Genomic DNA, 12,148 nt, shown 5'->3' on the forward strand with positions numbered 1-12,148 from the left:
TCTAGATTATATTGTTTTTACTTTCTTATTCCAAAAAATATCCCCCGGCTCCCATCAGCTCAATCAAACGGTCAATAAATACCTCCCGATTTTTAGCCCCGGCCAGGTAATTCACATGATAAGATTCGGCAACCAGCTCAATAATGCGCGGAAAGATTTGATTAAACATATGGGTGTCCTGTTTATTCACAGCCATCCCAATAATTAATTTTACTTCATTGCTGTCCCAATCAACTGGTGCATCTGGTATCAATATAATTAAACCTGTCTTATCCGCTTCATACTTCATTGTATGTGGAATAGCCACCCCACTTGGATAAGAAGTAGCAGAAATTTTTTCTCTCTGATTTAATTTCTCAAGATAATCTGCCGGCACATAGCTATTTTGCTGAAATACGTCTGAGATTGTCTGCATGATTTGTTTCTTTAATAACTTTTCATTTAAATGGATTAAAAATTCCTCTTTAATAAGCTCCGGAATTTTCTTTTTTATAAAGCGGACATATTTGTGATGTTTGATTTCTTCGATTTGTCTTCGGATTAATGCGATATCATGCTTTGTTATAAATTCATGTATATTTACGATCTCTGCATTAATCGTGGCAAAAGCGTTCTCTACCTGCTTAGCATCCAGTGTTGTAATAATGAATTCTGGCGAAAGGAGTGCATTTATCTCACTGACATCTTCATAGACTCCCGCCACTTCTAAATCCCCATCAAAATTTCTTTCAATAACCTGTTTAATATCTGACTGCTGCGACAGATAGGAAGGAGTAATAATAATCGTTTTAATTTTTTGTTCTTCCTCCGGCTGGCTATTCAGGTAAGAGCCGATATGCAGCGCGAGAAAAGCAATCTCATCATCATTGATTTCAACATCCAGATCATTGGACAAGACGGATGCCAGATAGACTGCAATATCAAAGATAATCGGATACTTGATACGTATATTCAGAACACTTAAGTTTCTCGTATATTTATTTTGTAATAAACGATTATAGAGATTTTGAATATGAATCAGCAGCCGATTTCTAAATGAATCATTATCAAAATCAACCATATAAACACCGCTTATTTCCTGAATAGCATGATCTAAAGCTTTAGCGATATCATTACTGGTATAGTTATTTACCAGTGTCTTATCCGGGTTAGATTGTCCGTCAAATAAGATAGAGAGTTCGTCTTTATCTGCTTGAGAAAGGCGAATCTGATGATTTTTATACAACCGCTCCGCTATTTCTTCCACTACCTGAAAGCTGACAGCAGTCCGGTTTTCAACTTGATAAGAGCTCTTCTCTAATTGCTCATCGTCTGAAGCACGGTCTACAGCTATCGCTAAATGCAGAATAAAATTTTTGAAAAAATACGTATTTGGATGCACATCATATTTTTCAAAGCTTTCTTTACTCAATTTCATTAACATTTGCAGGGATATATCTCCTAAAAACATCTGGATTTCCTGTTCTAAAGAGGTACTGGTCGGCTTCGAATAATCAATTAAATCAATCATCAGCTTTCTCCGGCTCTTTTCATTTCCTTTCAACAAATACCGATGATGCTGTTGAGTAATCTGCAACCCATGCTTATTTACTAACTGATTAAGCTGAGCCATATCCGAACGTATCGTTGCATCAGAAACGTATAACGTATCTGCTAAATCAAATAAATCCAAACCGCGTTCAGACCTTTTAATCAGGCGCCTCAATATATAAAAACGTCTGCTCTCCGCATGACTTGTAGTGTTTGTACCTTTATGAACCTGTTTGTTTTCTTCTCCGATGCGATAGCCTGCTCTGCTGGATTCAATCAGGTTGGGATGCTTTTCATTGATTGCTTTCACATAATTCCGAACCGTACGATCACTTACACTTAAAGCCTCTGCCAACGTTTTGGAAGATACATAATGTTCTCCTGCCTGTTTTCTTAAATAATCTAAGAGCATTTCTGTGTTGTTCATAATAATCATTCCTTATAGAGAAAAAAGGGGTGCCTGCCACCCCTTTTTTCTATTACTGCTTATATTTCAGAACCATTTGTTGCGATGACCTGTTTGTACCAATCAAAGCTGTCCTTTTTAATTCGTTTTCCAGTTCCATTTCCTTCATCATCCAAATCGACATAGATAAAACCGTAGCGCTTGGACATTTGCTGAGAAGAACAGCTGACGATATCAATTGGTCCCCATGCACAATAGCCGATAACATTTGCCCCATTTTGAATGGCACGTCCAATCTGTTCAATATGATCTCCTAAATAGGCAATACGATAGTCATCATGAACTTTGCCATCTACTAACTCATCATACATGCCAAAACCATTTTCAGCGATAACAATAGGTTTTTCATAACGGTCCCAATATTGGGAAAGCGAATTGTATAAGCCTTGTGGATCGACATTCCAGCCCCATGGGTTCGCATCTAAATGTGGATTTGGCGTAATAGAATCTGCTTTGTTCACATTCTTTTCTGCATCCACCATTTGTGAAAAATAATAGGAAATACCAAGATAATCCATTGTGTTTTCTTTTAGTATTGCCCGCTCTTCATCTGTGATATCCAAATGAATATTATTTTCTGTAAAATACCTTTCTGCGTAAACTGGAATATCTCCTCGGAACTGTACATCCGTAAAGAAATACTGCATACGGTTATGCTCCATAGCAAGAATAATATCACTAGGCTTGCAGGAATATGGATAAACTGTACAATCAGCTACCATCGTGCCAATTTGTAAATCATACGGCAAGGTTTTTGCGTATTTCCGAATCTTCGCTGAAGCTACCAATTGATTGTAGACACCCTGGTATTCCGCTTCTTCCTTGCGTTTATATTGATCACTGCATACGCCAAGCGAAAGAAATGGCTCAATCTGCACCATATTGACCTGATTAATGACAATCCAATATTTCACCCGATCGCCGAAACGTTCTAATAACACTTTTCCATATCGTTCAAACATCTCAATAACAGCTTTATTCGTCCAGCCTCCATACTCCAATGTGATATGAATCGGCGTTTCATAATGAAGCATAGTGATAATTGGCTCGATACCTAAAGACTTCATTTTATCAATCATTTTTCCATAATGAGCCAGTGCTGCTTCGTTTGGCTCCTTCTCATCTCCGTTTGGAAATACTCTTGCCCAATCTATTGACGTACGGAAGGATTTAAAGCCCATCTCTGCTAAGAGCTCCAGATCTGATTCATACGTATGATAGAAATCAATTCCAAAACGTTTCGGAAAATACTGCCCGGTATCTGCTACATTTTTCTTTACTTCTTCCAACGTCATCCCCAGTTTTTCTAATTGTTGAATTTCATCATTTGATTTTCCTTTTAAATAAGGCTGCACATCTGAGCTGTTTAACTTTTTGCCATCAGCTTGCCAGGCACCATCTGCCTGACTTGCAGCAATTGCACCTCCCCAAAGAAAATCTTCTGGAAAGCTTGCGTAGTTATTTTTTCTCAATTTAATCATTCCCCTTCCTCTAATAATTCTTTATCTTGCTCTATAGCTTGTTTATCGTAAATTTTGAAAAATGGATAGTAAATAACCCATGAAGCTGCAAAAATCACAAAGAAGTAAATCAACCCAGTAATCGATGCTGTCACAAGCCAGTTTAAAATCGGTCCAGGTAAATACCAGAGCTGGAACGGTTCATGCGGAATTGGAACCAGACCAACCTTCAAAACAATCCAGGTTAATATTGGACCTACCAGTCCATTAATCCACATAGGTATCATTAAAACCGGGTTAAATGCAATTGGTGCACCAAATACAATTGGTTCATTAATATTGAAAATAGATGGAATAAGCGATGCCTTTCCAATCATTTTTAACCGCTGTGACTTAGCCATAAAGGCAAGCATAATACATAGCGCTAAAGTAGCTCCGCCCCCGCCGATCAAAAATAATTGACCAGCCTCAGCTGTGAAAATATTCGTTACTTCTTGGCCAGCTGCAAAATTAGCCTGGTTCTCTGCAATAGCCGGTAAAGCAATAGCCGATTGAACAGGATAAATAACCCATGTTGAAATCCCAAAAGTGTACAAAAAGGCAAAACCGATAAAGAAAATAATCACAAATCCCCAAAAGCTTTGTCCCAGATTAACTAATGGTAAAAAGATGGAATTAACCACACTGTATAAGCTGATTTCTAATTGGAAAGTAAATAGCCATCCAATTAATAGAATTACGATAATCGGGATTAACGTATTGAACCAGACAGCAACAAAATCCGGAATAGCTGAATCCTCACCGATGAATTTCCATTTGGAAAACAGATTCATAATAAACCCTACGAATATCCCCGAAACCAGCGCTGCAATCATTCCACCAGTTCCCAACGTATTAAAATCAAATTGAATCATACCCTCCGCTGTAAACTGCGGAAATACGAGTAATAGGAAAAAAGCGATACCAGCGAGTCCAGCCTGCTTCGAAACCTCTGCATGACCTTTACGCTTCATGATAGCTTCCGGAATAAGATAAGCTAAAAATAGAGAAAACAATCCGAAAGAAAAAGAGCTGATCATCGAGAAATCTGGAAACCCTTCCCAAAAGTCTTTTACAATCGATAGAATCGTTGCAAAGGACCCGATAAATACCATTGGCATGGCAGCTAGAATAGAATCCTGAATTGCTGCGACCCACGGATTCTTTGCAATTTTATTAACCTTTGGTGAAAAACTGTCCGTCATCCAAGCTGTAAAACGTTCCATTTGTTTCACCCCTTCAGTTCTTTATAAAGCTTAATTATTTCCTGCATCATATTTATTTCTGTTTTCACCGTCATTAACGTATCCTGCGCATGTCCAAATAATGGGGAGTAAGGAATATCAATACCTTCCGCCTCTTTTTGCAGCATATTTGTCTGCGCCTGATGAGCAGTTCCTACTTCGTCATTTGCCTCTTTTATTAATCGATCTGCTTCTTCAAATTTAGCTTCTGAAGCTTTATTCACCGCCTGAAATACCAATTCGCGCGCATTTCCTGCATGCAGAATCACCTGCATAGAAATGGATACTAATTCATCTTTGCTTACTTCTTCCATAATTACTCGCCGCCTTCAAGATAATCTTTTGCTACTTTAACCAATCCCTTGCCATCCAGGGCACCGTAAACCCGCTGTGGAATAATTCCTGCTTTAACTCCTGCTTCCTCACAGGCTCCCTGCACTTCTTCAATCATATATTTTAAATGTGGTGCCACTAATAATAAGTCAATTTCATTTAAGTGGTTATGCACCTCAGATTCACTTTTTGCTTTAAATTCAATATCTGCTTTCTCTTTCTTCGCAGCTTTTCTTGCTGCCGCAGCCATAAATCCTGAAGATGCTCCTGCACCGCAGATTAATAATACTTTTTTAGTCATAATCAACTTCCCCTTTCTTTTATAATTCAAGTTTATCAACGAGAGGAAGCGATTACATTTAAATCTATTTCCTCGTATTAGGAAGAGTGGTTAAACCGAAAAGCAGGTACATATACAAACATGTTTGCACCACCTTCAAAAAACCAAATAAGGCACATTCTGCTTCGTTAATAAGCAGAATGTGCCTCATTGTATTTTTTTATAAATAATTATCTTTTCAATCTACCTTATTTTTTCGTCTCTTCATCCAGCAAGGAAGCTGCTTCCTCATCAATAATAACAATTACATTATCCTTATCCCTGAGTGCAGTTGCAGGGCAGTCTGTAGAAACTTCCCCTTCCAGAAGGTTTTTCACTGCTTCACTTTTACGTTTTCCAGATACAAGCAGGATAACTTTCTCTGCTTCCAGAATCTCAGTAAATCCCAATGTTATCATTTCTGTCGGGGCTTCATCTCTTTCAATATTGTATTCTCTCATGGTACTTTCAATGGTAGAATCATCATGTTCTGCCAGGAAAATAGTCGAATCAAAAGGCGTCCCGGGTTCATTGGCTCCAATATGCCCATTGGTTCCTAATCCAAGCACCTGAACATCTCTCGGATAAGCATTTAACACTTCTTTATATCTGTTGATTTCTTCCTCTTTATTATCGGCTTCTCCATTGATTAAAAAGATTTCTTTCGGCTGCGTATTAATTTTGTTATAAAAATTTTCATACATAAAGGTGTTTACTGTATAAACGGCATTCTTCGGACCAATATATTCATCCAGATTCATCATCACCGTATTACTTATATCCAGCCCGTTATTTACTCCTTCTACAAGCAAAGTAAATAGTCCTCTTGGTGAACCGCCAGTTGTCATTGATATTACCGGCTGTTCCTTTGTTTCAATCACATCTTTAATAATTTCATACCCTTTTTCCGACATTTCCTCATAGTTTTTCACAAAAATAGTTTTCATCTTTTTTATCATTAAAACAATTCTGTTTTAATGAATGTCCCTCCTTTATTACAATCCTTTTTTACATCGATTATTTCTTTACTTCCTGCTTCAAGGCTCGAGCAGCCTGTTCAACTTTGCCGCCATAAACAACCTGAATATTTTTTTGATCAATTTTTACAATTCCCATAGATCCTGTTTCTTTTAATAAGGCTTCATTAACTACAGAGGTATCATTTAGTATCAATCGTAACCTGGAAATACAATTATCGATCTCAACAATATTTTCTTTTCCTCCAAGTGCAGTCATAATTTGTGCACCTAAATTATCTCCTTCCTTTGTTGAAGCCCCCAGCTTTGTATCTTCAATTGTTTCCTCAGAATCTGATGTTCTGCCTGGAGTCTTGACATCCATCTTTTCAATAACGAATTTGAATACAAAGTAATAAGCAACAGCGTAGAAAATACCGACAAGTACAATTAAATACCATCTCGTATAGGTACCTTGTAAAATACCGAAAATCGTTAAATCAATCAAGCCGCCGCCAGCATTCCCAACTGCTACACCCATTACTGTCATCAAGAAGAATGAGAGGCCGGCCATAAATGCATGAAACACCCATAAAATTGGTGAAATAAAGATAAAAGCAAACTCAATCGGCTCTGTAATACCTGTCAGAAAAGCTGTTAATGCTGCAGCAAGAAGCATTCCTTTTACTTTTGGACGATTTTTTAAATAAGCCGTTTTATACATCGCATAACATGCAGCTGGGAGACCAAATACCATAAAAGCATGTGTCCCTTGTGTTAAGAAGCGCGTTGCTGCTCTTAATGTTTCCATGTCCGGCTGTGCAGAAGCAAGCGATGCGTTAAATATAGATAATGCTCCGGATACAGTCTGTCCGTCTACAACTGCCGTACCACCTATTGGAGTGAAACGGATTAATTGGTTTAATACATGATGGAGCCCCGTAGGAATAAGCAATCTCTCGGAAAAGCCGTATAAAAATGTCCCAATTGCACCCGACCGCCCGATTAATCCGCCTAAACCATTGATAGCTGTATTAAAGTATGGCCAGATTAAATAAGCAGCAAATGAAACAAATGGGATCGTTACAATAATCATAATCGGAACAAAACGGTTCCCGCTAAAAAAGCTGAAAGCAGTAGGCAATTGTTTCGTATGGTATCGATTATGAATAAAGGCAGTCCATAATCCTACAAGAATACCTCCAAAAACACCCATCCGATAGGTAAATACACCAAGCATTAATTCATAGGCATTGGATATTTCCACTGCCCGGACCTGATTCATGCCTTCTTGTAACAGATACTCCACAGATGTTGTTTCTGCGGTTATACCATTCAGCTTCAGGAAATAACCGATAACTACATGAAAGATAACAAATGCAATGACTACAGAAAAACCGGCTATCTCTTTATCTTCTCTTGCCATTCCGATAGCTACCGAAATAGCAAATAGAATTGGCAGCAGTGCAAACATCATGGAAACAATCGCCTGTACCCCGCCAATAATATTTTGAATGATGACAGCATTAGCAAACGTTTCACCAACAAGTGATGGATTTTGCAAAATGGAAACAATACCTAGTAATAATCCTGAAGCAATAATAATGGATAATGGACCCATTAATGTCTTACCAAACTTTTGAATTTTTGTTCTCACATTACACACCTCCGTTTATCTGGCTGGCACTTGCAAAATCATATTATCTATTTTAATTGATTTAACGTAATTAACCGCCTCCAAATAAGTAATTAATTTGTATAATATCTTCTCTAGAGAAACTGCGCTTACAGAAAGCCTTTTCATCGCGATTTAAGAGGATTGTATCACCGTCGAATGACCTGAACAATATCCTTTCCCTTTTTTAAATTCATAACCTGTTTCTGATTTTTCATTCAAATTCGGATTAAATATTCAGGCAGCCTTAAAAATTGGATTTATGATGTTAAAAAGTCCGGCTGAATACAGATTGAGAAGGATATAGTGAAAAATTTCATCCGATCAACAATATGTAACCCTGATAAATTTCTGCGAGATCAGAACTTGAAATAAATCTGTAAATCAGCTTTATCGAGCAGGAATTAATCTTAAAAAATACTGTTATATCAATGCTTAAGCTCTCCGTATTATTTTTCCAGACCTAAATGATTATTCAAAATGTGATTATTCCATCTTCTTCGCTTCCAAATATTGTACTGCCTATTTTCAAGTGATACGATTAGCGCGAATATAGCTCAATAATTTTAAGGGAGAAGATACAATGAAAGTAAACCTAGATAGAATCATTAGAGATATTGAGACATTAGCTGCTTTTACATCTACACCGGGGCAAGGGGTTACCCGCTCCTCCTATTCAAAGGAAGATAAGCTGGCAAAAGCGTATATAAAAAACGAAATGGAGAAGATTGGCTTAAACGTATGGGAGGATGGATTTTCCACACTTTTCGGACGCAGGGAAGGAAAAAATCCAGACGCTCCTGTCATTATGATCGGTTCCCACTACGATTCTGTTGTTAACGGAGGAGCATTCGATGGAACAGCAGGCACCATCGCTGCATTAGAGGTTTTACGTGTTTTCCATGAAAACAATATTGAAAATGAATTTCCGATTGAAATGATTGCCATGAATGCTGAAGAAGGAGAAACATTCGGACCGAGCACCGGTGTATCCAACTCAAGAGCACTTGTCGGCACGCTAACGGAAGAGGAACTGGATAAAGTAAAAAACAGGCATGGTCTAACGAAAAGAGAAGCCATGAAGGAATACGGCTTGATTCCAGATTTAAAAAGCGCAAAGAGGGACAAAGAATCCATCAGAAATTTTATTGAACTGCATATTGAACAAGGACCTATTCTCGACAGTACGGATACACCTGTCGGACTTATTGAATATATTCCAGGGATAGGAAGATACAAAGTCAATTTTCATGGAGAGCTGGCTGATTCCACTGCACCAATGGCCAATCGGAAGGATGCCCTGCTTGCAGCATCACAGTTTGTTTCAGCTGTAAATCAGATTATCGACGGACTGGGAGAAGGCATTACTGGAATGGTCGGGGAATTGGATATTTCACCTAATTCGCATCAATTTGTTCCGGATTTTGTACAGGCAAAGGTGGAGGTTAGAACCTTTGATGCAGAAATGCTTCAGGGGATTAACTTACGTGATCAATTGACAGAAGTATTAAACGAAATTACTAAACGGACAAACGTAAAAACAGAACTAATCGAAATGGCCAGAATTGGCTATAGTAATCCTACACCGCCAAGTGTTATGTTAAAAGAAAATGTAGATATCATGAAGGAAATATGTGAAAAACTGAATTACAAATATACGATTATTAATAACGGCACCGGGCATGATGCTATGATTACGGCCGATTTTATTCCAACAAATATGATTTATGTTCCAAGCAAGGATGGAGTCTCTCATCATCCAGATGAATGGACAGATTATGAGGATTTAGAAAAAGGCATTAATGTAATGCTCCATTTAGTAATGGAAATATGTAAATAGCCCTGTCAAAACAGGGTGAATGATGCTTATACAGGGGTGAATACTTTTCCTGCATAAGCATCTCTTTTTTATATGGAAGAAGATTGAAATTATGATACATGCGTTTTCTTATAATTTGTAAATCCTTCGTACAGCAGACTGAGAATTAGATTTAATGTGCAGAAGGATGAATCATTCAATTGATTGACTTTATTGATATTCGAGACCTGATAATACAAATTATAGTCAGCAATATAGGCTAATTCATTCCGTGAAAATACGGTAACAGAAATCATCGGCACATTTTTTACTGCTATATTTTTAATCATGGAATCAATTGACTTCATATTTCCGGAAAGGGATACAACCAGGATTAAGTCATCTGAATTGATTGTATGAGAAAGTAATTCAAGCTCCGTTTTACTTGGAATTATATTAAGATAAATGTTGTGATTCCACAGACATCTCGAGAATTCTTTTAACATTAAATCCTGTCCATAACCTGTTCCATAAGCAAAAATACGCTTTGCATTTAATAAACGATGATAAATCTCCTCTAAGCTCTTATCTTCCTCAAAAAGCTTGATTGTTTCTGTCACATCCTTCAGCAAATTAGAGCTGTTAAAATAGTGGCTGTTACTTTGCAGATTTGCCTTGCTCATTCGTTCAGCCTCTTCTTTTAAGAAGTAACGAAATTCGCTGTAGCCATGAAATCCAAGCTTTTTAGTTGTACGTATAACCGTCGAAGAGGAAACATTGCAGTACTTCGCGACTTCCGTGACAGTTTTATCCTTGCACACGTCAATATTCTGACTGATAAAGCTGACAACATGTAAATCATTATCATTTAATTCTTCATAATGCTTATTAATCAGTGCCTCCAGATTCATTTGCTGTCTCTCCTTAAAGTATGTTTTTATTAAAATCTCAGCACTATCTATCCTATGGAATTGCATCCTGTTTCTTTTGAATAGTATAACACAATCTTTTTGTGTAAAAAGCGGCTAATAAATACCATGTCTCCTACAGCTAAGGACGAGGATTTCCTAGTAAATTCTTAGTAATAAGAAAAGCACTTAGAAAGGTTGTTCACCCGTCTAAGTGCTTTACTCATCTATTTATTCTCAGCATATAATCTAACACCGCGGTACCCAATACCTTAGCTGCAATAAGCAATCCTCTTTCATCAATATCAAATTTCGGATGATGATGCGGATACGTCGGCTTGCCGGTAACCTCAGCACCTGTAAAGAAAAATGTACCCTTCACATGCTGGAGATAATAAGAAAAGTCCTCTCCACCCATGATTTTCGGTGATTCCGTTACCTTTTCAACTCCCGGTACTCCTTTTGCCAGTTCAGCAACAAAGGCTGTTTCCTCTGCATGATTGACAAGAGCCGGATAGCCTCTCTGATAATTTAAAACACCTTCTGCACCAGATAATGCACAGGTAGAAGCAACAATTGTCTCCATCTCGTTTTCAATCAAATCTTGTACTTTTTTATCAAAAGTACGGACAGTTCCTTTTAAGAGTGCTGTATCAGCAATCACATTATTCGCATTTTTTGCTTCAAAGGATCCTACAGAAACAACCGCCAGATCTAATGGGTCTACCTTTCTGCTGACTATTTGCTGTAAATTCGTTACAAGCTGGCTCCCTATTAAAATACTATCCTTTGTCTGATGAGGTGATGCTCCATGACCGCCTTTTCCCTGAATATGAATATCAAAGAAATCTGCTGCAGCCTGGAGAGGACCTACCCGGTAACGAATTTCACCAAGAGGAACCTGAGCTTGCAGATGTGTACCAAAAATCACGTCGACTCCATCTAAGCAGCCATCCTCAATCATTGGTTTTGCACCGCCTGGAATCATTTCTTCTGCATGCTGATGAATAAACACAACAGTTCCTGCTAAATCTTCTTTCATTCCATTTAATACTTTCGCTAAACCAAGCAGTGTTGCTGTATGCCCATCATGTCCACAAGCATGCATTACCCCTGGATTTTCAGATTTAAAAGGGAGATCCGTTTCTTCCTGAATAGGTAAGGCATCAAAATCAGCACGCAGCGCTATAGTAGGTCCTGGATTTTCTCCCTCTAAATAGGCTACAACTCCGTTTCCTCCTACATTGGTTCGTACGCGATGCCCCAGCTTTTCATGAAATGCTGCGATATATTCCGGTGTCTCCTTCTCTTGAAACGACAATTCTGGATGCCGATGCAGATGCCTTCTAATAGCTACAATTTCTTCATAAGTATCATCTAAATTCCCATACAATAAGTCCTTTTCCTTCATGCTCCCTTA

General features: G+C 37.9%; 10 protein-coding genes. 1 reads left to right on the forward strand and 9 read right to left on the reverse strand.

The window, feature by feature from the left end; all coding sequences use genetic code 11:
- Positions 1 to 25: 25 nt before the first annotated feature.
- The 7 genes from MKY30_RS05310 to MKY30_RS05340 form a co-directional block, all read right to left on the reverse strand.
- A complete protein-coding gene (locus MKY30_RS05310) occupies positions 26 to 1,957 on the reverse strand; it encodes a BglG family transcription antiterminator (RefSeq protein ID WP_341082985.1) in 1,932 nt (643 codons plus the stop codon).
- A gap of 59 nt (positions 1,958 to 2,016) precedes the next feature.
- Complete coding sequence (locus MKY30_RS05315; RefSeq protein WP_341082986.1) at positions 2,017 to 3,477, reverse strand: glycoside hydrolase family 1 protein; 1,461 nt, start codon at positions 3,475 to 3,477, stop codon at positions 2,017 to 2,019.
- A complete protein-coding gene (locus tag MKY30_RS05320) occupies positions 3,474 to 4,721 on the reverse strand; it encodes a PTS sugar transporter subunit IIC (protein WP_147211406.1) in 1,248 nt (415 codons plus the stop codon). Before MKY30_RS05320 ends, MKY30_RS05315 begins: the two co-directional genes overlap by 4 nt.
- A 5-nt stretch (positions 4,722 to 4,726) precedes the next feature.
- Complete coding sequence (locus tag MKY30_RS05325; RefSeq protein WP_147211407.1) at positions 4,727 to 5,053, reverse strand: PTS lactose/cellobiose transporter subunit IIA; 327 nt, start codon at positions 5,051 to 5,053, stop codon at positions 4,727 to 4,729.
- A gap of 2 nt (positions 5,054 to 5,055) precedes the next feature.
- On the reverse strand, positions 5,056 to 5,373 hold the full coding sequence (locus MKY30_RS05330; RefSeq protein ID WP_147211408.1) for a PTS sugar transporter subunit IIB: 318 nt from the start codon (positions 5,371 to 5,373) through the stop codon (positions 5,056 to 5,058).
- Positions 5,374 to 5,600: 227 nt separating this feature from the next.
- Positions 5,601 to 6,338: a 6-phosphogluconolactonase gene (locus MKY30_RS05335; RefSeq protein ID WP_156986223.1), complete on the reverse strand. Its 738-nt coding sequence runs from the start codon at positions 6,336 to 6,338 to the stop codon at positions 5,601 to 5,603.
- 70 nt (positions 6,339 to 6,408) lie between these two features.
- Positions 6,409 to 8,004 carry a PTS transporter subunit EIIC gene (locus tag MKY30_RS05340; RefSeq protein ID WP_341082987.1) on the reverse strand — a complete coding sequence of 532 codons (1,596 nt, stop codon included), beginning with the start codon at positions 8,002 to 8,004 and terminating at the stop codon, positions 6,409 to 6,411.
- Positions 8,005 to 8,605: 601 nt separating this feature from the next.
- Between MKY30_RS05340 and MKY30_RS05345 the strand changes: the two genes are divergently transcribed.
- Positions 8,606 to 9,862: a Zn-dependent hydrolase gene (locus tag MKY30_RS05345; RefSeq protein WP_341082988.1), complete on the forward strand. Its 1,257-nt coding sequence runs from the start codon at positions 8,606 to 8,608 to the stop codon at positions 9,860 to 9,862.
- 89 nt (positions 9,863 to 9,951) lie between these two features.
- On the opposite strand, the gene MKY30_RS05350 is transcribed toward MKY30_RS05345, so the two are convergent.
- Together MKY30_RS05350 and MKY30_RS05355 are read right to left on the reverse strand one after the other, a co-directional pair.
- The gene (locus MKY30_RS05350) at positions 9,952 to 10,731 is read right to left on the reverse strand and encodes a MurR/RpiR family transcriptional regulator (protein WP_147211412.1); all 780 of its coding nucleotides are present in this window, start codon (positions 10,729 to 10,731) and stop codon (positions 9,952 to 9,954) included.
- 220 nt (positions 10,732 to 10,951) lie between these two features.
- On the reverse strand, positions 10,952 to 12,139 hold the full coding sequence (locus MKY30_RS05355; protein WP_341082989.1) for a M20 family metallopeptidase: 1,188 nt from the start codon (positions 12,137 to 12,139) through the stop codon (positions 10,952 to 10,954).
- Between the last annotated feature and the right edge of the window lie 9 nt (positions 12,140 to 12,148).

This window comes from Oceanobacillus sp. FSL W8-0428 (assembly GCF_038004405.1).
Lineage (GTDB): Bacteria > Bacillota > Bacilli > Bacillales > Amphibacillaceae > Oceanobacillus > Oceanobacillus sojae.

Coding starts and splice junctions, on each gene's coding strand:
- MKY30_RS05320 (WP_147211406.1), bottom strand. CDS start 4,721: ATGGAACGTTTTACAGCTTGGATGACGGACAGTTTTTCACCAAAGGTT.
- MKY30_RS05335 (WP_156986223.1), bottom strand. CDS start 6,338: ATGAAAACTATTTTTGTGAAAAACTATGAGGAAATGTCGGAAAAAGGG.
- MKY30_RS05355 (WP_341082989.1), bottom strand. CDS start 12,139: ATGAAGGAAAAGGACTTATTGTATGGGAATTTAGATGATACTTATGAA.
- MKY30_RS05330 (WP_147211408.1), bottom strand. CDS start 5,373: ATGACTAAAAAAGTATTATTAATCTGCGGTGCAGGAGCATCTTCAGGA.
- MKY30_RS05350 (WP_147211412.1), bottom strand. CDS start 10,731: ATGAATCTGGAGGCACTGATTAATAAGCATTATGAAGAATTAAATGAT.
- MKY30_RS05325 (WP_147211407.1), bottom strand. CDS start 5,053: ATGGAAGAAGTAAGCAAAGATGAATTAGTATCCATTTCTATGCAGGTG.
- MKY30_RS05345 (WP_341082988.1), top strand. CDS start 8,606: ATGAAAGTAAACCTAGATAGAATCATTAGAGATATTGAGACATTAGCT.
- MKY30_RS05310 (WP_341082985.1), bottom strand. CDS start 1,957: ATGAACAACACAGAAATGCTCTTAGATTATTTAAGAAAACAGGCAGGA.
- MKY30_RS05315 (WP_341082986.1), bottom strand. CDS start 3,477: ATGATTAAATTGAGAAAAAATAACTACGCAAGCTTTCCAGAAGATTTT.